Below are 25,535 nucleotides of genomic sequence, written 5' to 3' on the forward strand. Positions count from 1 at the left end.
TAAGCCCGTTGGGTGGGCAGAGAGAGCTTTTACCTCTCTTCAAAGAAGAGAGGTTTAGGTGTCAGAACTTCTTTGCAATGCTGAACCCGATGATACGCGGGTCGAGCGTGAAGACGTTGGTCGTTAGAGCCGTATCGTCCGAATTCAGGAAGGCGTCGGTGATCGGCGACTTGTTGAAGACATTCTTCACATAAGCCTCGAACGTCAGGTCCTCGGGGCCGTCGATGCGGAGCGAGAGATTGACATTCGACCAGCCTTTCAGGCGGTCATAGGGGTCAAGGTTATAGACGCGGTGCCAGCTTTTGGCCTGCCAATAGGCATCGCCGCGAATGGTCGCGCTCCAGTCAGCATCGAGATTTATCGTATATTGCGCGCCGATGTTGGCCGTCCAGCGCGGCGAATTGGGCAGCTCATTGCCGCTCAAGTCTGCCTTGAGGCCGGCCCCGCCGTTCAATTCAGGATAGTTGGCAGGATCGTAGCGCGCGCCGCCGAAAGCCGGATCGGGAAGAACGAGACCTCCAGCCAAAAGCCCCTTCACGCCGCCGCACATGCCGAAATACTGATTTATATCGCTTTGAGTCCGCGCCCATTGCTCTGCGACATGGGTCGGAATGACGCAGTTGGACGGCAACTGCACCCACGGTTTAACCAACGTATAATCCGGATTTCCCTGTGTACGGTTCATGATGTCGATCGAGCTTTCACCCTTGCCGATCTTGGTACGGAGATAGCCAAGATTGGCATTGATCCGCAGATTGCGCGTTGGCGCGAACACCGTCTCGAATTCCAAACCCCAAACCTTGGCGTCAAAATTCTCGTTCACCGCTATCCGGTCCCGTATCTGAGAAACCTGATAATCCTTATAATCATAGTAAAAGGCCGAGGCGTTGACGGTCAGTGCCCCGTTTAACAGACTGTTCTTAGTACCGATTTCAAGGGCATTGACGAATTCTGGTTCGAAAGTCGCGCCATATTCGACTCCGGTCAGGGTCAGCCCGGGTAAAGCGTTGATCAGATCAAAAAAGGCAATGGTGCCCGGATTCACTCCATCTGCGGTTGCATTGGCAATGAACTCTTCTTTCGTTGCGAAACCCGGACCGGCCGGATTGGCACCCCCACCCTTGTAGCCTCGCGAATAAAAGGCATAGAACATGGTATCGTCAGTGAAACCCAATTCCGGCTTCCAATCTAGACCGACACGCCCGGTCCATTCTCCCCATTTCTGTTTGATCGGTGCAAGTTCCGGATAGCCGGAAGAAACCGTTCCGCCACCTATGATGGTGCGCGCCAGCAGGACTTGTGATGGAACGGGAGTGAAGGTCTTTCGATCTTCCGTGTAGCGAAAGCCAGCCGTCAGTTTCAGATTGTCCAGAATGTTATAATATGCCTCGCCGAATAGTGCCGTGGACTTGAGTTTATATGGATTCTTGGAACGGAAATAATTGTGCCCATTGCCATCGATGCTTTCCACGGGATTGAGATCCACGTAGACGCACATTGCCCGTGGGTCATTTGATGAGACAGGCCCTCCACCTGATGGCGGTGCTGTTCCACCCAAGGTATTCGAACTATCACATATGCCGGTGCCGGGTTCCCACGTGCCACCAGAAAATGGATCCAAAGGATTGAATCCGGGTCCCCAGGAAAGAGCCGTCAGTACGTTGAACATCACATAATAGTCGTTCAACGTCTTGAATCGGGTGTAGTTCGCGCCCGCACTAAAATTAAATGGTCCGTCGAACGACGATTGCAGACGAAATTCCTGATTGAACTGCTTGGATTTTGCCTGACTGATGTCCAGCCCAGCGATCGTGTTCGTGCAACCGATTTGCGGATCGCAGAAAATTCCGCCTGGTATCAAATTTCTAAAAGCACTCGGTGGAGGGTTCGCAGGCCCCGGCTGTATAAGATTCGTGGTATCTGTGAAAACGGGAAGGCTCTTAAAACGATTATAGTCCTGTAATGAGTATATATTGTCTTCATTATATGCTGTCTGGGACGAAAATGTTAGAACGGGTGTGAAATCTACATCAAGGTTGAACTGGAGAAGGTCGGATTTCGCTCGATACCGTGGATCACGGATTGAATCGACGGTGCGCAGGTCACGCGATTGCTTTAGACCGCCATAAGCATCAACAGGCTGAAGCGGCCCCAGAAGTTCGCTCCGATTATCGGGGCGCGCACCAATGCTCAGCCCAGCTATCGAACCTAAAATAAAAGCATAGGAGTAGCCATTAGGCGTATCGAAGGCACCATCGTCATACAAGCTGCCCGGCTTGCACCCTTGCGAAAATACGCCGCTCCGCAAACCTATGGAGCCGACCGCAGTCACCCCAAGAGCTAAATCCACATCGCCCACATGGGTAGGTCCACCATCGCGGTGACAAAGCTGCTTGCCGGTGCGGGAGCGGTTGTCATTCTCGTTGAAACGCTCCCAGATCAGGTTCGCGCGGAACCACGGCTCCGGCTCGAACGCTACCGTGGTGCGAAGCGACCACAGGTCACGGCCGTTGATGCGGTTGCCGGTAGTCGCGTTATAATCATAGCCGCTGCGCTGAGTCATCGACCCCGCGACGCGGACGGCCAACACGTCATCGACCAGCGGCACGTTAAGCATCGCGAGCAGGCGACGGCTGTTATAATTGCCGACCTCGCCCTTGATATTGCCCTCGAACCCGCCGAAGTCGGGCTTGGCGGTGATCAGATTGACGACACCGCCGGTCGCGTTGCGGCCATAGAGCGTCCCCTGCGGCCCGCGCAGCACCTCGACCCGCTCCATGTCGAAGAATTCCTGTTCGAAGAAGCGATTGTGGATGAGCCCGGTGTTATTGAAACTGACCGCAACGCCGGGGTCGCTGGTCGCGGAGACCGCCTTGGTGCCAACCCCTCTGATCGATAGATTATAGCCGGTGAAGTTGGATTTGCTGAACGTCAGGTTCGGCACCGCGCGCATGATGTCGGGACCACCCTCGATCTTCTGGCTGCTCAAATCCTCCATCGACAGCGCGGTGACGGCAATCGGCACATCCTGCACCGACTCCACCCTTTTTTGCGCTGTGACAACGATCTCGTTACCGCGATACGCGGAGTTTTCCGAAGATGTTCCGCTCGACGGCGAAGTGGAAGGTGCAGGCGCCAGCGTATAGGTTCGTCCGTCGCTTGATACGATCCGGAGTCCAGCATCGGTAGCCGCACGGCGAACAGCCTGATCAACAGTCATGGATCCAGTGATGGCGCGAATGGTTTTTCCCTGCACCGCGTTTTCGCTGACCAATATCTGAACATCCGCCTGCGTCGCCAGTTCCGTAATGCCGGTCGCGGCAGGCTGTGCCGGGATGTCGAAAGTTTTTGTCTGGGCCATGGCCGGTGACGCGACCGCCACCGCACAAATAGCCGCCGAAGTCGCAAGAGCGCTGCGAAGATCGCCATAACGCGTAAAGATCATAATATCCTCCCCATGTTTCTGGCCCGGTTTACGGGCTCATACGAATACGATGCGCGGGGGGATATTTTCCGTATTAGCAGGCCAATTTTATTTCAGTTTCGTGACAAAATAATCCGGTCCGCCCCGATTTCTGCACGCGCATCCGTCAGGGTGGTAACCGCTCGCGCAAAAGCATCGGGTTCGTTGGTGCGGAAGCGCCCAATCATCTTTTGCGTTCCCAGTGCCGCATCAGCTATCTCGATCTGGCGGACATTATAACGGTTGAACTCGGCCACGGCCTCGGCAATCGTGTCACCGTCCAACACGATCTGCCCGGTTCGCCAGGCGAGGGTCTTGTCAATTGTCTCCCCCGCGGCGGTGACGGGCACGATCTGTTTTTCCGGCGCAATGAAAACATGTGCTCCTGCCGAGATACGCTGAATATTGGCTTCATCACCAACCCGCCATAACTCGACAATACCGTCAGTCACTTGCACGTTAACGCCATCCGCACTCCGCCTGACAGCAAAGGCTGTTCCGACCGCCCTCACCCGCACGTCCCCCACTTCCACAACAAATGGACGTGTGCGGTCTTTTGCAACCTGAAACCAGGCTTCACCCGTTTCAAGCGAGACATGCCGGATTTCCGGCTCCATCGTGATGTTTAGCGCTGTTTGCGTGTTTACTGCGGCCAGTGAGCCATCACTCAAGGGAACCCGCCTGATTTCACCGATCGCGGTCTGTATCTGTTGATCGGGAGTAGTTGGGAAGTCCATGCCCACAACACCAAGAACCAGCGCCGCCGCAGCCGCTGCAGCGACGCCCCCGCCCCATAGAAGACGGCGACGTGAAAACCCGGGACTATTGGCGGTTTCATCGGGTTGCGTTTGGCCGGCGCCAAGGACGCTTGCGCGGTCGAGCATGTGCCAGGCCGCTTTTGCGCGGAAATACGCACCGCTGCGACGATCGTCACCGGCAAGCCATGCCTTAAGCTCCGCACGCACCGCCGGGTCACTGCCCTCACGGTCCATGCGGGCAACCCACGCGGCTGCACGATCATTGATCGTTTGTGCTGTTTCGCGCTTGTTCATTTTGTTTCGTTCTTATCCTTCTTTGCTCGGCCGCTTGCTCGTCATCGGCAATTGCCTGCAGTATCAATTTCAAACCTTTGGCGACATCATTCTCGACGATATGTTCCGTCACGCCCAGCCGCTGCGCAACCTCTCTTTGGGGCAGTCCTTCTATCTTGCGAAGTTCGAATATTTTTCGGCATCGGTCGGGCAATCCCTCAATCAATCGGCGCACCCGTTCCAGCTCACGGCGGCCTGCCGCGATCCGTTCGGGGGATGGTTCATCTCCTACGATGTTCAAGCTCTCGATTTCCGTAACGGATTCGATCCGAACGATGCGTGCCCGGCGCAGGCGCATCAGGACAATATTACGCGCAGCGGTAAAGAAATATGCACGGCCACTGCGGATATGGCTGACATCCTTCAGGCTGGCGATCTGGCAATAAGTTTCCTGGATAACGTCTTCAAGGTCTTCGGGATTTAGCGTGCGGCGAAGCCATGAGCGCACGTCTGCCTCGTGGGGAAGTATCTCACTCCCCACCCAAGCCATGATCCTTGCGCGCTTCGCTCTGTTCACATCGGTTCTTTATACTCCATCCTAGTAAGATGCACGGGGGAAGATTTTCCGTTTGGTTTTGGGGAAGAATTATTCCGCCATGCGGAAAATAGCATCAGGAAACATAGTCAGGATTAATAATCGGGGGAAGAACGATACGCGGTAAGGACTGTAATTCCCTTACAAGCGATCCGGGTTAAATACCCGTCCTACGGCCTACAGATTCACCGTGTCACGCGCATCGTCCCTTCACGTATAGCTTGGGACGGTAAATATTTCAACGCCAGCCCCACCACTTGCATGCTAGCGGAACACCATGCCGGAGCCGAGTCCAATTTCATCGCCTTTGCAACGGCGTTGCAAGGGGTTTGCAACCGGTCATGCCGCTCGCACTTTTAGCTGCCACCTTACCACTAGACTTAGTCCGTAAAAGGAGCATTGCGGTCACAGTCTTCGTATCTCCTTGGACACCGCTCCATTCATAACCCGACATTTTTGCAAGGACATGCTTCTGGAGCGTATACAGCAACGCATTAACTCGGCGACGGCCCTTCCTGACAATCGGGTACAATTTACCATCGACATTTCAGTTACAAGACGCGGTCAGACGATCGCGCCGCAAGTATATGGAAAGCACGACCATCACGACCTCAATTACTTCGCCGAACTTGTCCGTACCTCGCATCGCAAGCTGACCGAGCTGAACGCATCGTCCCTGTATCTTCATGATCATGCCAAGATGCACCCCCATCAACGAGTGGCACCGTCAGCGCATCAACGATAAGATAAACAAACCATAAAAACAGGGGCCGTAGCCCCTGCCTTATTTGGTGCAATTCAGATTGCTTGTTAACAACCAGACCTGCGATTTCTGAACGGTATTTATCCTACAGAATAATATAGTTGTCAATCAACCAATTGTACTTAATTATAGGTCTTGGGGGAAACACAGCATGACAACATCACTTGGACTCGACATCGGCACTAACTCAATTGGCTGGGCGCTTTATGACGGCAACTCAATCCGCGACATAGGCGTGCGCATCTTCTCCGACGGTCGCGATCCCAAATCTGGGGCTTCGCTCGCAGTGGACCGGCGCGATGCGCGGGCGATGCGGCGGCGGCGGGATCGGTATCTTGGACGTCGAAAAGCCTTATTGCGGGAACTGGTTAAACATGGACTTATGCCTGAGGACAAACAGGCGGCCAAGGCGCTGGAAAAAGAGGACCCTTATGATTTGCGAGCAAAGGCACTGGACCACCCCCTCACCTCATATGAATTGGGCCGTGCGCTATTTCACCTCAACCAACGGCGCGGCTTCAAATCAAACCGTAAGGCCGACCGGACATCAGGTGCAGGTGAAGATGGCAAAATAGCTAATGGTACCAAAGCCCTAGACGTAGCGATGGAAGCAACTGGAGCTCGCACGTTAGGAGAATTTCTACGCCAGCGTGATGTGAAACGCGTGCGTATGCGGCCAGAGGCAGATGGTTATGATTTTTATCCCGACCGCAAGCATTATGAGGAGGAATTTGCCGCGATTTGGGATGCTCAAGCACCGCATCATCCAGATATACTGACTACAAAAGCAAAAGATGCCTTCCACCGCATCATTTTTTTCCAACGTCCTTTAAAAGCACAAGTCGTCGGCCATTGCACATTTGCCGGATGGAATGGCATTCCCGAAGATGCTTCGCGTATCGCCAAAGCGCATCCTCTGTTTCAAAAACGCCGGCTATATGAAGAGGTGAACCAACTGCGTATCGTGGTAGCAGGTGCGACAGACCGCCCACTAAGCATAGATGAACGAGATAAGCTGATCCTGAAATTACAGGATAAAAAGAAAGTGACCTTCAAAACCCTCGCAAAGGTGATTAAACTGACAGAAGGCGAACGCTTCAACAAGGAAAGCGAAAATCGCAAAGATTTGACCGGCGATGAAGTGCGCGCCGAAATGGCAGACAAAAAACGGTTTGGGCCTCGCTGGCATCATTTTGATCTGGATGAACAATGGGCGATTATTGACCGGTTACTTAACGAGGAAGATCCGGAGGCACTTCTTGTCTGGTTAAAAACGCGCTATGATCTGGATGATGATACGGCAGAAGCTATTGCTAATGCGCGTCTACCCGAAGGCTATGGCCGCTTTGGCGAAATGGCAACACGGGCGCTGCTCACCGAATTAACAGAAGATGTCGTTACTTATGCAGAGGCCGCAAAACGCGCAGGCTTTCACCATAGCGATCATCGCACTGGAGAAATATATGAGGAATTACCTTATTACGGTGAAATATTGGCGCGTGATATTGCGCCGGGTAAAGATGATTATGGTGATGAGGATGAGCGCCGCTTTGGCAAAATAACAAACCCCACCGTTCATATTGGTATGAACCAACTACGCAAATTGATGAATGCGATCATCAAGGCTCATGGCAAACCCGATAATATTTATGTCGAGTTGGCGCGCGAATTGAAGCTGAATGAAAAGCAGAAGGCGGAACATAATAAGCGGATCAAGAAAACCACCGATGACGCGATCCGTCGCGGAGAGTTTCTTGAAAGTATGGGGCAGCATGATACCGGCGGCAACCGAATGCTAATGCGGCTTTGGGAAGATTTGTGTCCCGATAATATACTGGATCGCTGCTGCCCTTATTGTAGTGAAAAGATTACAGCAGAAATGCTGATGAACGGATCGGCCGATATCGATCACATCATTCCTTATTCGCGCTGTCTTGATGACGGAGTGGGCAATAAGGTCGTTGTGCACACGCATTGCAACCGGCAAAAAGGGAATCGTACTCCATGGGAACAATGGGGTGGAACAGATCGCTGGGAAGCTATTCAGGATCAGGTTGCCCGCCTTCATAAATCAAAACAATGGCGATTTGCCCCCGATGCGATGGAGCGAGTGGAGCGTGATGGCGGCTTTATCGCGAGGCAGCTTACCGACACACAATATCTATCCCGGATGGCGGCAAAATATCTCAGCAGCCTTTATCCAGAAGGTCGCCATGTTTATGCCGTGACCGGACGCATGACGGCGATGCTGCGACGGCTATGGGGCCTGAACGAGCTTTTACCCGATCATAATTATGTTGAAAACCCACATAGTAACGCACCCAAAAACCGGCTTGATCACCGCCATCATGCAATTGATGCTGCGGTCGTGGGCGTAACGAACCCTGCGATGATTGCAAAGATTGCTAGGGCCGCAGGGCGAGCCGAAGATCAAAATCTCGACAAGCTGTTTGACGGGTTGCCAATGCCATGGGAAGGTTTTCGGGATGAGTTACGTGAAAAACTTTTAGCCATCACCGTCAGTCATAAAGCCGACCACGGTCGTAAAAAGCGGCCGCGAAAAGATAGAGACTTAACCAGCGGCCAGTTGCACAATGACACAGCTTATGGCTTCACCGGACGCACAAATTCCAAAGGTTTACCGATTGTTGTTACTCGCAAACCGTTGCTCAGTCTTAAACCTGCAGACCTGACAAATCCTGAACGAATGACCGACCATGAATTGCAAGATATGCTATATACAGCGACACGGGGTGCTACCGGTAAGGATTTCGAAAAGGCGCTGGTTGAATTTGCCAAACGCGATACGCCCTATAAAGGCATCCGCCGTGTGCGCCTGTGCGAACCGCTGAATGTCATTCCCGTACATGACGGGGACGGCAAGGCCTATAAGGGTTATAAAGGTGACGCCAACGCCCGGTTTGATGTCTGGCGGTTGCCCGACGGCAAATGGGTGAATAAATGGAAGGATCGTGATGGTATAGAACATAGCGGTGTCATCTCTATGTTCGACGCGCATCAGCAAGACCGCGAATACCCTAAACCCCATCCAGCAGCGAAACGTGTTCTGAGCCTGCGGCAAAATGATATGATCGCGGTTGAGCGCGATGGCGGTGCGCGGGAGATTATGCGTGTTGTGAAATTTTCGGGCGGTGGACAGATCACCTTCGCTGCCGATAACGAAGCAGGTGCGCTCAAAGCGCGTGATGCAGAATCAAAAGATATAGACCCGTTCAAATATTTCTATTCTTCGGCCTCGGGCTTAAAAAAATCCAAAGCACGTCAAATCAGAATCGATGACTTGGGCCGGATATTTGACCCAGGGCCGCTTGAATAATTTGCATTAACTATGAATTATTGTCCTGCTGTTATGTTTATTTGAAAACATGAGGGCAATGTATGGACCGTATTGTTGATATTGAAACGGATAACCTCCATTTATCGGTTACGCGCGGCTTTTTAACAATTGGGCAAGACCGCAGCGAAATTGGGCGTATTCCATTGGATGATATCGCCGCATTGATCGTCCATGCTCATGGTGTTACCTGGACAACCAACCTTACGGTGCAACTTGCACAGCGCGGGGCGATGATGGTGCTATGTGCCGCAAATCATTCACCCGTTGCCATGATGCTACCGATTGAGGGACATCATGCACAAAATGCCCGCTTTCGCGCACAGTGGAATGCTCCCCGTCCCCTGATGAAACGGGCTTGGAAGGAAATTGTTGCGGCTAAAGTGCGAATGCAAGCCAGTTTGTTAAATGCACTGGGCAAAGAACAAGGTGAAGCCATCGGAATGATGGCCGACCGTATCCGTTCAGGCGATCCCAAAAATATAGAGGCGCAGGCGGCACGGCGTTATTGGCCAGCTTTATTCGGACCGGAATTTCGCCGTGATCGAACAACAGAAGGCGCAAATGCACTGCTGAATTACGGATATACCGTTATGCGTGCGATGGTGGCGCGGTCAGTCATCGCTGCGGGGCTGCATCCCAGCATTGGTCTGCACCATGCCAACCGGGTGAACGCATTTGCACTCGCCGACGATCTGATTGAACCTTTCCGCCCACTGGTGGACGCCATAGTCTGCCAGATGATCGAAGAGGGCGCCCCGGAGGTGGACAAGCGTGCGAAAGCTAGACTAGCCGCACTGACTGCCGCCGATCTTGATTTGCAAGGTACAACTTCCCCTGTGTCGATCTGCGGCCAGCGCTTGGCCCAGTCATTGGCTGCGAGTTTCGAAAACGGCAAACTGTCCCTGACACTATTCAGTCCACCCGATCCATTGGGTTGGTCTGCTATCGCACGTCATATTCCTGACGGGGAGATATAATGAGACATGAGAAACAATCCCATTATAGCGGATATCAACTGATGTGGATCTTTGTCATGTTTGATCTACCCGTTGGCACACGAGAGCAATCTCGCGCAGCAACCAAATTTCGTGAATTTCTGCTGGACGAAGGCTTTGAAATGAGCCAGTTTTCAATTTATGCTCGTTTCTGTAGCGGCAAGGAACAATATGAAACTTTCGTACGCCATATCGGAGCAAATCTACCAGACAAAGGTGACGTCCACATATTGGGCTTTACTGACCGGCAATATGAAAACATCATCCGCTTTTCCGGCCAGGCACGAAAAAGACAGAGAAAAAACCCGAGTCAACTTGCACTTTTTTGAGAATTTTATGACATTTCCTGCCAACAGATACACCAATAAATTATTATATATCAATAAATTACTAGTGTATCTGTTATAGCAGTTCAGAAATCGCGGTCCAGCTGCAACAGATTTGATTTTGTCATGATGTTTTCCTGTGTTATAGCAGTTCAGAAATCGCGGTCCAGCTGCAACTAAACGGGAATCCTATTGCGCGGGTGTCGCGTTATAGCAGTTCAGAAATCGCGGTCCAGCTGCAACCGTCCATCACGGCGCTAACCAATTATCTGGGTTATAGCAGTTCAGAAATCGCGGTCCAGCTGCAACCAGCGCAGCCCGCAATAAAGCTGAACATTTGTTATAGCAGTTCAGAAATCGCGGTCCAGCTGCAACTACCGGTGCGGACACGTAATGAAATTGTCGGTTATAGCAGTTCAGAAATCGCGGTCCAGCTGCAACGCATGGCCTTACGGTTAATGCAATAACCGAGTTATAGCAGTTCAGAAATCGCGGTCCAGCTGCAACTTCTTCGATATGAATGAAGCGTGGAGGCAAGTTATAGCAGTTCAGAAATCGCGGTCCAGCTGCAACTTGGGATGGTGACGGCCCCGCATTGGCGCTGTTATAGCAGTTCAGAAATCGCGGTCCAGCTGCAACCCAGACCAGCGCCTGCGCCTGATGAATATTGTTATAGCAGTTCAGAAATCGCGGTCCAGCTGCAACCTTTTGTCTGCGTAGATTGTGACAATATCGGTTATAGCAGTTCAGAAATCGCGGTCCAGCTGCAACGCGCACTGGATGCAGCGATTGACTATTGGAGTTATAGCAGTTCAGAAATCGCGGTCCAGCTGCAACATCATTTACGACCTCTCACGTTCGGGTTATGTTATAGCAGTTCAGAAATCGCGGTCCAGCTGCAACTACGCGCAGCTAAAAGAAGGAGGCGGCGGAGTTATAGCAGTTCAGAAATCGCGGTCCAGCTGCAACAATGGCACTCATATTCCGCTAATCCCTATTGTTATAGCAGTTCAGAAATCGCGGTCCAGCTGCAACAGTCGCCATAGCCTTCAAGATCGGCGGCAAGTTATAGCAGTTCAGAAATCGCGGTCCAGCTGCAACACTGTGAGCAGCGAGGTCTTCGGGGCGGTGGTTATAGCAGTTCAGAAATCGCGGTCCAGCTGCAACGCGGTAGCGACGAACGCGAAAAGTGGGCTGGTTATAGCAGTTCAGAAATCGCGGTCCAGCTGCAACCTTTACCAGTCTCGCGTGATGCCAGTGCTGGTTATAGCAGTTCAGAAATCGCGGTCCAGCTGCAACAAGCCGCCCACTGCGCCGATGCCGGTCGCTGTTATAGCAGTTCAGAAATCGCGGTCCAGCTGCAACTGCAAGCCCAAAGCGCCTGCCAGATTGTCAGTTATAGCAGTTCAGAAATCGCGGTCCAGCTGCAACGTGACCGGCTTTGACCCGAAGCCATAAGGCGTTATAGCAGTTCAGAAATCGCGGTCCAGCTGCAACCCAATCCAGTAAATAGGTTTGCCTTTTTTGGTTATAGCAGTTCAGAAATCGCGGTCCAGCTGCAACGGCATTGATGAAGCGCCAAGCCCAGATGAAGTTATAGCAGTTCAGAAATCGCGGTCCAGCTGCAACAACGCGATCTCGTAAATCAATCGAATAGGACCTCAGCTATACTGGCCTCCAAACCCAGCCAATAGCTTGATGATGTGGACGCCCCCGCACTAACCGACTCGGCATGGTATGAGCCGGTCAGCAAAGCAGAAAGAGGAGCGTTCAAGATGACGATTACAACTATTGGATTAGATTTGGCGCAGAGTGTGTTTCAAACGCACGGCGTTGATGGGGCCGGTGCAACGGTTCTGGTCAAGAAGTTGCACCGAAAGCAGATGCTGTCCTTCTTCTCGAAGCTGTCACCTTGCCTGATCGGGGTGGAGGCGTGCGAAACAGCGCATTATTGAGCTCGAACGCTCGCCGCGATGGGGCACGAGGTTCGCCTCATTCCCCCCTCCTACGTCAAGGCCTATGTGAAACGCGGCAAGAGCGAATGCCCTCGATGCCGAAGCGATTTGCGATGCCGTGCAGCGACCAACGATGCGGTTTGTGCCGGTCAAGACGGTCGAGCAACAGGCCATCCTCATGATCCATCGCGCCCGTTCCTTGCTTGTGCGCCAGCGCACCATGCTCGCCAATGCTCTGCGCGCATCTGGCGGAGTTGGGCTTCGTCGCAAACCTCGGCATTGCCAGCCTTGCAAAGCAAGCAGAGAAGGTGCTGGCCGACAAGAACGCCCTGCCAGCCTATGCGCGCACCGCCTTGGAGATGCTGATCCGCCATATTATGACGACCAGCGGCGAGATTAAGGTGCTCGACCGGCAACTCACCGTCTGGCATGCCGAGAGTGAGGCTAGTCGCAGGCTCGCCGCGATTCCCGGCCTCGACGTGATCACGGCAACGGCCCTTGCCACCACGGTCACCGATCCGGATCAGTTCCGCTCAGGCAGGCAGTTCGCCGCATGGCTCGGACTGACACCCCGGCAGCATTCGACCGGGGGCAAGGCTTGGCGGCATCTCGAAGCAGGGCGACCGATACTTGCGTCGATTGCTCGTTGTTGGAGCGACAGCCGTTATGCGGCACACCAAGGACAAGCCCACGCCGATGCAGACTGGATCAGAAAGCTTCTGGAGAAGAAGCCCTTCAGGATCGTCTCCGTTGCATTGGCCAACAAGCTCGCCCGGATCGCATGGGTCGCTGACCCGAAAGGAGGCTTATCGTCCATACAAGCTGGGTGCCTGACAAGGCACAAATCACCCGAATTGGTAATGGCAGTCGACGATGAGTAACGATCGAACCAATGGTGAGACCAACCCGTCTGATTCAATGCGCCTCAAATGCGCTCTAGCTTGATTAGGGACCTCACCGGCGGATTTCCATCAGGGCCAGCGGCAGCATTCTCGCCGCACAAACAGGCCGGACATATGAAAGCAGCCGATCAAAATCATCCCGACAAAAAGCCCTTGCCAAAGGGGCGTCCACATATGAATCACAAAATCAACCTCATGGAAACCCCTGTCGATTCAATCAAGTCGATTTCGACTCTAAGACATTCGACTGGACTTCGGTGTTTGTTCGAGCATTGCTGTTGGTGTCGCAACCAGTAAATGCGACAGGCCGCCCCGCCAATAAGCGATCTGCGGCTTGGGTCAGTGGAAGCGCTGGAACCTCCAGCGCCAAGCTGGTGACCCAATATGCAAACCACAAAACCCAAAAAGCAAACCAAATCCGCCATTGTCATCGCGCTGCTAAGCCGTGGCAAAGGCGCGAGCATTGATGAGATATGTAATGCCACCAAATGGCAAACGCACAGCGCTCGAGCCTTCCTGACTGGCCTGCGCAAAAAGGGCTCTATCCTCAAGCGCGAACAACGCGGCAATGATGGCACAGCCTACCGGTTTACCAAGACACCTGATCAGAAAACGCAACAGGTAGAATCATGACCGGGCTTGAGCAACAGTTGGTCGAACTCCTGACCATGCCCCCTGCCCAGCTGCGTTCGCTGTGGCGCGATACATATCGATCACCAGCACCGGACATTGGTCCGGACCTGCTCCGTCGCGGTATCGCCAATCGCCTGCAGGAACGCCTGTACGGCAAACTGCCCAACGCCACAAAACGAGAAATCGAACGGCTGCGCAAACGCGTGGAGCGCACTGGCAAGGCCGGTCACATGCATGCCATCTCGCTGAAGACCGGAACAAGGCTTGTCCGATCATGGAACGGCAAAAACTATCATGTTCTGGTTTGCGATGATGGATTTGAGTTTGAAGGGCGCCATTATGATAGCCTCAGCCATATTGCTCGGGAGATAACCGGAGCCCACTGGTCAGGCCCGCGGTTCTTCGGATTGAAGAAACGCAGCGGATATACACCGAAGGCAGCGACCAATGGCTGATAAACCCAAAAAACTGCGCTGCGCGATCTATACTCGCAAATCGACCGAGGATGGTCTGGAACAGGATTTTAATAGTCTGGACGCTCAGCGCGAGGCGTGCGCAGCCTATATCCTCAGCCAAACCAGCGAAGGCTGGGACGCGGTCCCCGAACTATATGACGATGGCGGCTGGTCTGGCGGCAATATGAAGCGCCCTGCTATCACCCAGCTACTTGATGACGTGAAATCAGGGAAAGTCGATGTCATCGTTGTCTACAAAGTTGACCGGCTCACACGGTCCCTCGCAGATTTTGCGAAAATCGTTGAAATACTGGATGAGAACGAAGCCAGCTTTGTGAGTGTGACCCAGTCCTTCAACACCACAACCAGCATGGGACGGCTGACCTTAAATGTTCTGCTGTCGTTTGCACAGTTCGAGCGCGAGGTCACCGGCGAGCGAATCCGCGACAAAGTAGCAGCCTCCAAAAAGAAGGGTATGTGGATGGGCGGCGGCGTGCCGTTCGGATATGATGTTGCCGAACGTCAACTGGCGATCAACCAACCTGACGCGGAAATAGTGCGCCAGATGTTTCAGCGATACTCAGAAATAAAATCGGTGCCTCAGCTGGTCGAGGAGCTGGCTGCAAAGGGCATCAAAACCAGAAAGCGTGTCTGGAAAACGGGAAAGGTTGCAGGCGGAATATATTTCAAGACCGGCACCTTAACCCATCTGCTTCAAAACCCAGCCTATGTGGGCAAGGTGAAACATAAGGATGCGGTCTATAACGGAGTCCACCAATCCATCATCTCTCAAGACCTGTTTGATATTGTGCAATCCATCTTTCAGACCAATCGACGCACCAATGCCTTGGGTAAGAAAAGCCGCAACCCCAGTCTGCTCACAGGCATGATCACGGATCCCGATGGCAAACCGATGACACCCACCCATGCAACCAAGGGGTCAAAACGCTATCGCTATTATGTCACCCGAACGCAACCAAAAGACCAACTAGAAAAATGGCGTATGCCAGCCGGAGAAATCGAGCGGCTGGTGGTTGGTGCCATTACAAAGCAACTAGGTAATATCGATTCCAACGGGGATGAGTCTGCTGCGCAGCTTTCCGATCAACTGAACAAACGTCAGGAGATTGCGAGCGCCTTGCCCGGCATGTCCATCGGGGAGCAGCGCGAAATATTGCTCAGCAGGCAAACCCGCGTAAAGGTACACGAAGCCGCTATAACGATATGTTCAAAATCATCTGATCAAGATGATCCTTCGTCGGTATCTATTAAGGCGAAGCTGGTATACAAGGGATCAGACCTGAAACTTGCCATCGCGCCTGACCAAGGACCACCCAAACGTGATCCGGACCCGGTACTTCTCCGATTGATCGCTCATGCATTTGCAGCACAAGACCTGCTGATCTCCGGAAAACCATCGCCGATGATCGCAGAATATAGTCCGCGCCATCTCCAGCAACTTACCCGACTTAGCTATCTTGCCCCGGACATTATTACCGCGATTATTGATGGTACGCAACCAGTTGATCTAACGGGCCGCAAGATCCTACGGATCGGAAGTGTTCCGCTCTGCTGGAGAGCACAGCGCAAGCTACTCGGCTTCAACTGAAGTCCAAAACCACCCAAATCCAATAGTGCATCTGGTGCCAGCGTTTTGGGCCATCGAGATAAATGCGCATTGTGACCCACTATCGCCGCTGCCAAATGGTCTCTGGTCACCGGAACTCCCATATGATGTGAGCTAACCCCCTAAGAACCGGGCACTAAATGAGCACACTGCAGGGATGGCGCGAAACATTGAAAACTAAGAAAAAAGGTGGTGCCCGAAGGCGGATTCGAACCACCGACACAGCGATTTTCAGTCGCTTGCTCTACCAACTGAGCTATTCGGGCATCGGGCGGGATGAATGTTCCCACCGAATTAGAAGCGCCGCTATAGGCGGGGCTTATATGGCTTGTCCAGCCTAAAAATGGTCGTTTTTACAAGCAGCTTCAAGACTCCCCGTCGCGCCCGGATTCTTCGGCGAAATGATCGGCTACCTGGTCGGGTGAAACGGGCGGTCCGGGTACCTTATATCCTCCGTCCAGCCATTGCAGCAAATCGCGGTCCTTGCACCCTGCTGAACAGAAAGGCGCGAACTCCTTTGACTTTGCTTTGCCGCAGACCGGGCATTTCGTCGCTTTAGATTATTTTGGCATAAGGCTTCTACTCAAGCAGACCGGGAAACAGGCCGGTGAGCAATATAATAGCGATAACAGCCGGACATATCCAGCGAACAAGAAACAACCAAGTGCGATGCATGCCGCCGCTTAGTCCATTTTCGCTGTCAATCAGGCGCCGGTCGGCCACCCACCCGACAAATATTGCAACCAATAATGCCGAAACCGGCAACAGGATTTTGGCTGTCAGCTCGTCAATAATGCCAAAAACCGGCTGGTCAGCGAATATGATGAAATCAAGCGGTTTGAAATCGGCCTGACTATTGAAAGAAAAACTGGCCCAGCCGCCAATAAGAAAAGCCGTACCGCCGAGGATTATTGTCACCAGCCAGCGCGGCTGATTAAATCGTCTTGTGGCCCAGCTGACCGATGCTTCCAACAGTGCCACCGAGCTGGTCAGGGCCGCAAAAAATACCATTATAAAAAACAGTAATCCGATTATTGATCCGCCGGGCATGGCCTGGAAAGCAACGGGCAAGCTGACGAACAACAAACCAAGACCGCCCTGCACTTGTTCTGTTCCATCAAGTATGGCCTGCAAGCTAAGGGGTGCCAATGTGGCAAATATGATCGGGAATATTGCCAGCCCGGCAATAATGGCAACCGACGTATCCGCCGTTGCAATTTGCACAGATGTTTTCGCAAGGTTTATATCTCTTGCAGCATAGGCCCCATAGGTAATCATCAGTGCTGAACCCAAGGATAAGGAGAAAAGTGCCTGACCAAGGGCAGAAAGCTGCACCGAGGGGTCAAGCAATCGCGAAGGATGAAATTCAAACAAAAATGCCAGGGCAGCGCCAAATGCCCCGTTAAACGCACCATAAATTGTTATAACGATTATCAGCAGGAAAAAGATCGGCATCAGCCAGACCGCGACTTTTTCAATACCGCCCGTTACTCCGCGGGCAACCGCATAGACAGTGATCGCCATGAAAATAGCGTGCATCAATAACATCTGGGTGCTGTTGGCGTGCAGTGCGGGTAAAAGCGCTTGGACATCCTCAACCGACCGGTCCGCAAGCGCGCCATTGGTGAGGGTATTGGCACCGATCGCGTTGATCGTATCGCCGATAAAAATACCGATGAAATGGACGATCCATCCCGCGAGCACACTATAATATGTCAGGATCAAAAAGGCACCGACCATCCCGACACCGGCCGCGATCGACCACCAGCCGGATGCACCCGATTCCTTGGCAACTTTTTTAAAGCTTCCGATGGCTGAGGATTGACCATGCCGCCCGACCAGCGTTTCGGATAAAAGAATAGGCAGACCGATCAGGCAGACACAAAATATATAGAAAATGACAAAAGCCCCGCCGCCATTGGCACCTGCCTCCGCAGGAAACCGTACGAGGTTGCCCAACCCAACGGCAGACCCCACTGCTGCCAAAACAAATGCCGTCCGCGAGGACCAGCCTTCGCCCGTAGATGCTGCTGCTCCCGCCATATTCCGTATATCCCCGATTAAAATATGTTATTTTTGCGTATTATTTGCTTCTTGGTTGCTTTGGTTACTAACCCCTCACCAGCATAGGGCCAAGCGGTTTTCCGGAAAAAATGTGGACATGAAGATGCGGCACTTCCTGATGCGAATCATGGCCGACATTGGCAAGTAGCCGGTAGCCCGGCTCCACCATGCCCGCTTCCCGTGCGACATGTCCGACAGCACGCACAAATCCGCCAATTTCGGCATCGCTGGCCTTTGCCGAGAAATCATCCCAGCTTACATATTTCCCCTTTGGAATCACCAATATATGTTGCGGTGCCTGCGGATTGATGTCGTGGAAAGCAAGGGCATGCTCATCCTCGTAAACTGTTTTATTGGGGATTTCCCCGCGAAGGATTTTCGCAAAAATATTGTCGTCATCATAAGGCAGGGTAGCGTCAATCGCCATGGTTCAGTCCTTTCTTGAAGCTTTTTCCGCTATGCCTGACAGCCCCTCGCGGCGGGCGAGTTCGGCCAGCACATCGTCAATCGACAGGTCCATATCGGCGAGCAAAACCATCAGGTGAAACACTGTATCTGCCGCCTCCCCTATCATTCCCGGCCTATCATCCTGCACCGCCGCGATCACCGCTTCCACCGCTTCCTCGCCCAATTTTTCGGCCATTTTGGCGCGGCCTTTTGAGCGCAGGCTGGCGACATAGCTATTTGTCGGATCGGCGCTGCGCCGTTCACGAATGGTATTTTCCAGTTTTTGCAGAATGTCAGTCATAACCGCCCGTTTGCGCGAGCAACGGGACAATCGTCAAGCCCTAGCAGCGTGCCGGGGTGATTATACGACAGAATCCAAAAGAAAGGGCCGCCTTATCCCCCGATAGACGACCCTTTCATGGTGCAGCGGGATCAATGGGATCCGCGCACCAATACTGACGAACTGTTACGCCTTTTTCGAGCGTTTTTTCGGCAGAGCAAAACGCCCTGCAACCAAACCCGTCACGCCAAGCCCCAATAGCAACAGGCTCGAAGGTTCCGGAACAGGTGTACCACCACTGGATGACGACCCGCCCGTTGACGAGCTGGAACCATTTGATGAGCCACCATGCGACGAACCGCCGTACGAAGAACCGCCATGACTGGATGATCCCCAACCGGAAGAACCGTGGCTGGATGAACCCCAGCCTGAGGAACCCCAACCTGATGATCCGTAGCCTGATGATCCGTGGCTGGAAGAGCTCCAACCACCTGAAGAGTAGTTACCAGCCTGTGCCGGAGATACAGCAAGGCCTAGTGCGGCTGTGCAGGTTATGCAAGTTACAACTGCAAGTTTCGTAAATTTCATCTCTTACCTCTCGGTTATCAAGTCAAAAACAGTTAATGCTCTGACCAAAAATGGTAAGCAAATTTCTTGCCAAGATTCCGAGGAGCCCCTTTTCCAATACTTATACTGGTTAACGCATTTTCCCTTCTGACAAAAGTGTAAGTTAATCCGACGCCAAGGAACAGGGCAGTTTGTCCCAAATTGGGACTATTGGAAAATCACTTTTCAATAATCTTTTTACGCGTCCCTAACTGTCCTTCCGCGCGGGCAATCCTGCGGCGCGAAGAGCGGCATGTGCTTCGGCGATGCTGTGCTGGCCGAAGTGGAAGATGGACGCGGCAAGCACTGCATTCGCGCCGCCCTTTATCACACCGTCAACCAGATGTTCGAGATTACCGACACCGCCGCTGGCCACAACCGGGATGGGCACGGCATCGGCGATCATGCGGGTCAGCGCCAGATCATAGCCATCGCGTGTGCCGTCGCGGTCCATGGAGGTGACCAGAAGTTCCCCCGCCCCCAGTTCCGCCATCCGCAAAGCATGGTCCAGTGCATCAATGCCCGTCGGCGTCCGTCCGCCATGGGTGAATATTTCCCAGCGCGGCGCTTCGTCGGGTCCGCTGACCCGCCGTGCGTCGATAGAGGCGACCATGCACTGGCTGCCAAAGCGGCTGGCTATATCGCTGACCACTTCGGGTCGGACAACCGCTGCGCTGTTCACTGCAACCTTGTCGGCCCCCGCCATTAACAAGGCGCGGGCATCGTCCGCCGTTCGCACACCGCCGCCGACAGTGACCGGCATGAAACATACTTCCGCCGTCCGCCGCACCACGTCAATGATCGTTTCGCGCTGTTCATGGCTGGCCCCTATATCAAGGAAGCAAAGCTCATCCGCCCCCGCCGCGTCATAGGCGCGAGCCTGTTCCACCGGATCACCGGCGTCTTTCAGGTCGACAAAATTAACGCCCTTGACCACACGGCCATCGGCTACATCAAGACAGGGTATAACGCGGATACGGACAGTCATGTCTCTCGTTTCACCCTCTCGCCAACGCAATGGCGGTCGCCAGATCAAGCCGCCCGTCATACAGTGCACGGCCGGTAATCACGCCTTCTATACCATCATCAGCAAACTGGTTGAGCATGTGAATATCATCAATGCCCTTCACCCCGCCACTGGCAATAACCGGAATATCCACCGCACGGGCCAGATCAACCGTCGCCTCTATATTGCATCCGGTCAGCATCCCGTCGCGGCCCACATCGGTGAACAATAAAGAGGCCACGCCCGCATCCTCAAAACGCCGCGCCATATCAATCACGCTGACCTGCGACACATCGGCCCAGCCTTCGGTCGCGACCATGCCGTCACGCGCATCAACCGCGACGACAATGCCGCCTTCATATTCTTTTGCCATGTCGCGTACAAATTCCGGGTCTTTCAACGCCGCCGTGCCGATGACCAGCCTTGCCACGCCCAGATCAAACCAGCGCTCTACCGTCTCCCGGTTCCTGATCCCGCCGCCAAGCTGGATATAGCCGGGGAAGCTGGCGACAATTGCCTCGACCGCTTCGGCATTGCGCGGAGAACCGGCAAATGCACCGTCAAGGTCAACCACATGGATATGCTCTGCGCCGGCGGCGGCAAACAGCGCCGCCTGTTCCGCCGGATTGTCACCATATACGGTCGCGCGGCCCATATCCCCCTCGGCAAGGCGCACGACTTCCCCTGATTTCAGGTCGATGGCAGGAAATACGATCATGGCTTCCACTCCAAAAAGCGTTTCAGGAATGCCAGCCCATAGGCTTGGCTTTTCTCCGGATGAAATTGCACGCCGACAATATTGTCACGGCCCACGGCGGAAACCAGCGGCACGCCATGATGGGTCGTCGCCAATATGTCATCGCTGTTCACCACATCAAAATGATAGCTGTGGAGATAGTAAGCCTCCCCTTCCTCCAGCAAGCCATGCGGCCTGGTCGGGATAACATCGTTCCAGCCCATATGCGGAACCTTGATGTCCGGAGATGGTGCCTCGATGGCCCGGACCGTTCCGTTAATCCAGCCCAGCCCCTGATGCTCGCCAAACTCGATCCCTTTGTCGGCCAGCAACTGCATGCCGACACAGATGCCCAGAAACGGTGCGCCCTGTCCGCGTACGCGCAGCTCCAGCGCCGCGATCATCCCGTCAATCGCGGCCAGTGCATTGCGGCAAGCCCCAAATGCGCCCACTCCCGGCAGAACAATACGGTCGGCGCTGGCCACCACATCCGGATCGGCAGTCACCGTAACATCCTTGGCGCCAGCGGCGATCAGGGCATTATGCACGCTGCGTAAATTACCGGCACCGAAATCGATCAACGCTATATTATTGGAGCTGTCAGCCACCAAGCTGCCCTTTGGTAGAGGGAATCGCATCGCCTTTGCGCGGGTCACGCTCAACCGCCAGACGCATCGCACGGGCAAAGCCTTTGAAAATGCTCTCGGCAATATGGTGGTTATTCTCTCCATAGAGCAATTCGATATGCAACGTGATCCCTGCCGCTTCGGCAACGCTATGGAACCAGTGCTTGATCAACTCCGTATCCATCTCGCCCAGACGTTCCTGCGTAAATCCGGCATTCCACACCAGCCAAGACCGCCCTGAAATGTCGAGCGCAATACGGCTCAGCGTTTCGTCCATAGGGGAATAGGTGCTGCCATAGCGCACGATACCCGCTTTGTCGGCCAGCGCCTGGCTAATCGCCTGACCCAGCGCGATCGCGCTGTCTTCGGTTGTGTGATGCTGGTCCACATGCAAATCGCCCTTGATCTTCATCGTCAGATCAATCAGCGAATGACGCGAAAACTGTTCGATCATATGGTCCAGAAAACCAATACCGGTCGATATGTCATATTGGCCGGTTCCGTCGAGATTCAGCTCGACAAAAATCTCGGTTTCCTTGGTGTTGCGTTCGATTTTCGCTGTGCGTGCTTCTATGGTCATGGCTGTGCCTATAATGGCTGGATTTTTACAGGCAAGATGTTCGCTGAAAAACAGAAATATCACATTTGGCCAACAATTGTTCAAATAGTCTTGACCATGCCCCCGTATCGCGCCACCTAGAGTTAATGAATGATAGCACACCAGACAGCCTGATTCCGTATGACGAAATAGTGCAGGAAGCGCTGCGCGCCGTTGTTGGCCGCGTTCTGGGTGAGGTAGAGGCCAACGGGCTTCCGGGCGAACATCATTTCTATATTACCTTCAAAACCCGCGCGCCGGGTGTGGATATTCCCGATCACCTGATCGCAAAATTCCCCGATGAAATGACGATCGTGCTGCAAAACCGCTATTGGGATTTGTCAGTCGGGAAAGACCGGTTCGAGGTGGGGCTCAGCTTTAACCAGATCAACTCCATGCTCCACATTCCGTTCGCTGCGATTACATCCTTCGTCGATCCGGCGGTGGATTTTGCCCTGCAATTTCAGGTCGATGAAGTCGAAGGCGACCTTGACGCCCATGAACCCGCGCAAAATGACGGTGATCAGAGCCCCGATGAAAAAGTCGATGATGGCTCCAACGTCGTGACAGTGGATTTCGGCAAGAAGAAATAGTTTTTCTTTTCTTATTCTGCCCCATTAGCGCGAATCATATGCCGTTAGTGGTAAGCCTGTCGAGCAACGTCTGTAGGCTTGGTGTCCCGCTTGAACCGGAACGTCCTTCGACAAGTTCAGGACTAACGGAAACCTAAGCACATAACCGCCGCCCCATTTCATAATGACGCTCAGCCACGTTAATGATACACCGTGCTCATGACCCACACCCGCACAGAAACCGACAGCATCGGCCCCATAGAAGTCCCTCAGGACGCCTATTGGGGCGCGCAGACGCAGCGCAGTGTCGAAAATTTCCCCTTCCCTCGCCATGAACGCCTGCCGATCCGGCTGGTTCACGCACTTGCCACGGTCAAACAGGCCGCGGCACGCGTGAACGGGCTACACGGGCTGGACCCCGAAATTGCCGGAGCGATTATCAAGGCTGCGGAGCAAGTGCGCTCTGGCGAGTTTGATACGCAATTTCCGCTAACCATCTGGCAAACCGGATCGGGCACGCAGTCCAATATGAACGTCAACGAGGTGATCGCCGGGATCGCCAACGAAAGCCTGACCGGCGAGCGTGGCGGTAAAGCACCTGTCCATCCCAATGACCATGTTAATCGCGGGCAATCGTCCAATGACAGCTTCCCGACCGCCATGCACATCGCTGCCGCGCTGGCGCTGGAGGTGGAGCTGTTTCCCGCGCTGGAACAACTGCACGATGCACTGGCGAAAAAGGCCCAGGAGTGGAAAGCGATCATCAAAATCGGTCGCACCCATTTGCAGGACGCAACGCCCCTGACGCTGGGTCAGGAATTTTCCGGCTATGCCGCACAATTGCAAGCCGCCCGAGAGCGGATAGAGGCCGTTTTGCCGCGCCTGTATCAACTCGCGCAGGGTGGAACCGCCGTTGGCACAGGCCTGAACGCTCCGGAAAATTTCGGCGAGCATATCGCCCGCGAAATTGCCAAGATTACCGGACTGAACTTTACCTCCGCTCCCAATAAATTTGCCGAGCTGGCCGCGCATGACACGATGGTTGAACTGTCCGGCGCACTGAACACGCTTGCCGTTTCGTTGACCAAGATTGCCAATGATATCCGCCTGCTGGGTTCCGGCCCGCGTTCAGGGCTGGGTGAGCTTAACCTGCCTGCGAATGAACCGGGCAGCTCTATCATGCCGGGGAAGGTTAATCCGACCCAGTGCGAAATGATGACCATGGTCGCCGCGCAAATGATCGGCAATCATCAGGCGGTGACCGTTGGCGGGATGCAGGGGCATCTGGAGCTGAACGTGTTCAAGCCGATGATCGCCGCCAATGTCCTGCGCTCCATTGAAATCGCATCCATAGCCATGTCGGGCTTTGCCGCCCGCTGCATCGAAGGACTGGAAGCCAATGAAGCACGCATAGCCGAGCTGGTGGACAATTCACTGATGCTCGTCACCGCGCTGGCTCCGGTTATCGGCTATGACAATGCATCAAAAATTGCCAAACATGCCCATGAAACCGGCACGACACTTCGCGCTGCTGCGCTGGAACTGGGGCTGGTGGATGCGGAAACCTATGACGCCCATGTCCGGCCACAGGATATGACGGGATCTTGACAGTTCGTTGGCAACCATATTGCCGCATGGACGTTTATAATATGACTTGTAAAACAGAGCCCGTATTAAAGCCGTGCGCTGGAAAGGAACAAAAACATGCCATTCATTCGCAATCTTACGACCGCTTTAGTCAGTAACGAGGCACGCAAGCGGGGTAAGGGCAACGGGCTGATGGGCTTTGGTCTGGGCCTGATCGCCGCGCGGATCGCCACCCGCTCCATCCCCGGTGCATTGTTGGTCGGCGGTGTGATTGTTGCAAAGGCGCTCTATAGCCGTTCAAAGGAGCGAGATCAGGAGGGTCCCGCATCGAAACAAGTCATTGATATAGAAGAAAAACCTGTTCAGCTAGACAGCGTTGCTGAGAAGCAACCTTCCATCCACTAGGCGTCTCCATCCATTCCACTTATCCCGTACCGGCTGCCCCCTGCCACTCCTTCACAGCCTCGATCGGATAGGTCAGCATCAACACATTCAGCGTCAGGTTGTCGCGGATAGTGTAGAGCGTCAACAGCTCGAAAATCACCGCAATAGCCACCGTCCATTTCACCGGTAACCTCCACGCCGCGAAAAAGCCCAAGGTCATCCAGCCAATATCCGCCATCGAGTTGATGATACTGTCCCCTGCATAACCAAAAGCAAAAGTCGCTTCTCGATAGCGCTCGATAATCATCGGCGAGTTCTCAACAATCTCCCACGCGCCCTCGAGAAATATCGCCAGACATAAAGACAGCCCGATCCGCCGCGCCTTACGCCCTTTTCTGAACAAGATATGGCCCAGACCGTAAAACAGAAAACCGTGAATGATATGGCTGAACGTATACCAGTCCGAAAGATGCTGACTATTCCCCGCCGATTGCACCTCCCCGTGCCACAGCTCCACCGTCCCGCA

At 53.7% G+C, this 25,535-nt stretch carries 21 protein-coding genes, 1 tRNA gene, 2 pseudogenes and 1 CRISPR repeat array; of the genes and pseudogenes, 10 read left to right on the forward strand and 14 right to left on the reverse strand.

Annotation, left to right across the window (positions count from 1 at the left end):
• Positions 1-61: 61 nt before the first annotated feature.
• From VIN76_RS03545 to VIN76_RS03555, 3 genes are all read right to left on the reverse strand, one after another.
• The gene (locus tag VIN76_RS03545; protein WP_332040444.1) at positions 62-3,274 is read right to left on the reverse strand and encodes a TonB-dependent receptor domain-containing protein; all 3,213 of its coding nucleotides are present in this window, start codon (positions 3,272-3,274) and stop codon (positions 62-64) included.
• Positions 3,275-3,537: 263 nt separating this feature from the next.
• Positions 3,538-4,515, reverse strand: coding sequence for a FecR family protein (locus VIN76_RS03550; RefSeq protein ID WP_332040445.1), 978 nt, complete (start codon positions 4,513-4,515; stop codon positions 3,538-3,540).
• On the reverse strand, positions 4,481-5,071 hold the full coding sequence (locus VIN76_RS03555; protein ID WP_332040446.1) for a sigma-70 family RNA polymerase sigma factor: 591 nt from the start codon (positions 5,069-5,071) through the stop codon (positions 4,481-4,483). The genes VIN76_RS03550 and VIN76_RS03555 overlap by 35 nt, the downstream gene beginning before the upstream one ends.
• A 932-nt stretch (positions 5,072-6,003) precedes the next feature.
• Between VIN76_RS03555 and cas9 the strand changes: the two genes are divergently transcribed.
• The 7 genes and pseudogenes from cas9 (at position 6,004) to VIN76_RS03590 (ending at position 16,085) form a co-directional block, all read left to right on the forward strand.
• A complete protein-coding gene (cas9, locus tag VIN76_RS03560; protein WP_332040447.1) occupies positions 6,004-9,189 on the forward strand; it encodes a type II CRISPR RNA-guided endonuclease Cas9 in 3,186 nt (1,061 codons plus the stop codon).
• Between the two features lie 62 nt (positions 9,190-9,251).
• Positions 9,252-10,187, forward strand: a complete 936-nt coding sequence (cas1, locus tag VIN76_RS03565) for a type II CRISPR-associated endonuclease Cas1 (protein WP_332040448.1) — start codon at positions 9,252-9,254, stop codon at positions 10,185-10,187.
• Positions 10,188-10,228: 41 nt separating this feature from the next.
• Positions 10,229-10,534: a CRISPR-associated endonuclease Cas2 gene (cas2, locus tag VIN76_RS03570; protein ID WP_332040464.1), complete on the forward strand. Its 306-nt coding sequence runs from the start codon at positions 10,229-10,231 to the stop codon at positions 10,532-10,534.
• Between the two features lie 72 nt (positions 10,535-10,606).
• Positions 10,607-12,160: direct repeats of the CRISPR family, unit length 36 nt; unit sequence GTTATAGCAGTTCAGAAATCGCGGTCCAGCTGCAAC.
• Positions 12,161-12,306: 146 nt separating this feature from the next.
• Positions 12,307-13,367: pseudogene (locus VIN76_RS03575) on the forward strand (IS110 family transposase).
• Between the two features lie 405 nt (positions 13,368-13,772).
• Positions 13,773-14,021 (forward strand): DUF3489 domain-containing protein, encoded by a 249-nt coding sequence (locus VIN76_RS03580; protein WP_332040449.1) that lies wholly within the window; start codon positions 13,773-13,775, stop codon positions 14,019-14,021.
• Positions 14,018-14,476 carry a DUF2924 domain-containing protein gene (locus VIN76_RS03585; protein WP_332040450.1) on the forward strand — a complete coding sequence of 153 codons (459 nt, stop codon included), beginning with the start codon at positions 14,018-14,020 and terminating at the stop codon, positions 14,474-14,476. The genes VIN76_RS03580 and VIN76_RS03585 overlap by 4 nt, the downstream gene beginning before the upstream one ends.
• Positions 14,469-16,085, forward strand: a complete 1,617-nt coding sequence (locus tag VIN76_RS03590) for a recombinase family protein (RefSeq protein WP_332040451.1) — start codon at positions 14,469-14,471, stop codon at positions 16,083-16,085. The genes VIN76_RS03585 and VIN76_RS03590 overlap by 8 nt, the downstream gene beginning before the upstream one ends.
• A gap of 208 nt (positions 16,086-16,293) precedes the next feature.
• On the opposite strand, the gene VIN76_RS03595 is transcribed toward VIN76_RS03590, so the two are convergent.
• The 10 genes and pseudogenes from VIN76_RS03595 to hisB all read right to left on the reverse strand — a co-directional run bounded on the left by VIN76_RS03595 (position 16,294) and on the right by hisB (position 22,448).
• Positions 16,294-16,369 (reverse strand) — tRNA-Phe (locus VIN76_RS03595).
• A 99-nt stretch (positions 16,370-16,468) separates the two neighbouring features.
• Positions 16,469-16,639, reverse strand: a pseudogene (yacG, locus tag VIN76_RS03600) (DNA gyrase inhibitor YacG); the annotation flags it as partial.
• A 43-nt stretch (positions 16,640-16,682) separates the two neighbouring features.
• Positions 16,683-18,146: a sodium-dependent transporter gene (locus VIN76_RS03605; RefSeq protein ID WP_332040452.1), complete on the reverse strand. Its 1,464-nt coding sequence runs from the start codon at positions 18,144-18,146 to the stop codon at positions 16,683-16,685.
• Positions 18,147-18,213: 67 nt separating this feature from the next.
• The gene (locus tag VIN76_RS03610) at positions 18,214-18,594 is read right to left on the reverse strand and encodes a histidine triad nucleotide-binding protein (RefSeq protein WP_332040453.1); all 381 of its coding nucleotides are present in this window, start codon (positions 18,592-18,594) and stop codon (positions 18,214-18,216) included.
• Positions 18,595-18,597: 3 nt separating this feature from the next.
• Entirely contained in the window at positions 18,598-18,915 is a 318-nt protein-coding gene (locus tag VIN76_RS03615; protein ID WP_332040454.1) for a phosphoribosyl-ATP diphosphatase, read from the reverse strand.
• 165 nt (positions 18,916-19,080) lie between these two features.
• A complete protein-coding gene (locus VIN76_RS03620) occupies positions 19,081-19,482 on the reverse strand; it encodes a PEP-CTERM sorting domain-containing protein (protein ID WP_332040455.1) in 402 nt (133 codons plus the stop codon).
• Positions 19,483-19,708: 226 nt separating this feature from the next.
• On the reverse strand, positions 19,709-20,488 hold the full coding sequence (gene hisF / locus VIN76_RS03625; protein ID WP_332040456.1) for an imidazole glycerol phosphate synthase subunit HisF: 780 nt from the start codon (positions 20,486-20,488) through the stop codon (positions 19,709-19,711).
• A 10-nt stretch (positions 20,489-20,498) separates the two neighbouring features.
• Positions 20,499-21,224, reverse strand: a complete 726-nt coding sequence (hisA, locus tag VIN76_RS03630; protein ID WP_332040457.1) for a 1-(5-phosphoribosyl)-5-[(5-phosphoribosylamino)methylideneamino]imidazole-4-carboxamide isomerase — start codon at positions 21,222-21,224, stop codon at positions 20,499-20,501.
• The gene (gene hisH, locus VIN76_RS03635; RefSeq protein WP_332040458.1) at positions 21,221-21,880 is read right to left on the reverse strand and encodes an imidazole glycerol phosphate synthase subunit HisH; all 660 of its coding nucleotides are present in this window, start codon (positions 21,878-21,880) and stop codon (positions 21,221-21,223) included. The genes hisA and hisH overlap by 4 nt, the downstream gene beginning before the upstream one ends.
• The gene (gene hisB, locus VIN76_RS03640; protein WP_332040459.1) at positions 21,843-22,448 is read right to left on the reverse strand and encodes an imidazoleglycerol-phosphate dehydratase HisB; all 606 of its coding nucleotides are present in this window, start codon (positions 22,446-22,448) and stop codon (positions 21,843-21,845) included. The genes hisH and hisB overlap by 38 nt, the downstream gene beginning before the upstream one ends.
• Positions 22,449-22,573: 125 nt before the next feature.
• Between hisB and VIN76_RS03645 the strand changes: the two genes are divergently transcribed.
• The 3 genes from VIN76_RS03645 to VIN76_RS03655 all read left to right on the forward strand — a co-directional run bounded on the left by VIN76_RS03645 (position 22,574) and on the right by VIN76_RS03655 (position 25,030).
• Positions 22,574-23,059 (forward strand): SspB family protein, encoded by a 486-nt coding sequence (locus VIN76_RS03645; protein WP_332040460.1) that lies wholly within the window; start codon positions 22,574-22,576, stop codon positions 23,057-23,059.
• Between the two features lie 198 nt (positions 23,060-23,257).
• Positions 23,258-24,646 (forward strand): class II fumarate hydratase, encoded by a 1,389-nt coding sequence (gene fumC, locus VIN76_RS03650; RefSeq protein ID WP_332040461.1) that lies wholly within the window; start codon positions 23,258-23,260, stop codon positions 24,644-24,646.
• Positions 24,647-24,742: 96 nt separating this feature from the next.
• Positions 24,743-25,030 (forward strand): hypothetical protein, encoded by a 288-nt coding sequence (locus tag VIN76_RS03655; RefSeq protein ID WP_332040462.1) that lies wholly within the window; start codon positions 24,743-24,745, stop codon positions 25,028-25,030.
• A gap of 19 nt (positions 25,031-25,049) precedes the next feature.
• On the opposite strand, the gene VIN76_RS03660 is transcribed toward VIN76_RS03655, so the two are convergent.
• Positions 25,050-25,535: DUF2585 domain-containing protein (locus VIN76_RS03660; RefSeq protein WP_332040463.1), on the reverse strand; the 486-nt coding region annotated here is incomplete at its 5' end.

This window comes from Parasphingorhabdus sp. (assembly GCF_036568145.1).
In the GTDB taxonomy this organism is placed as follows: Bacteria; Pseudomonadota; Alphaproteobacteria; order Sphingomonadales; family Sphingomonadaceae; genus Parasphingorhabdus.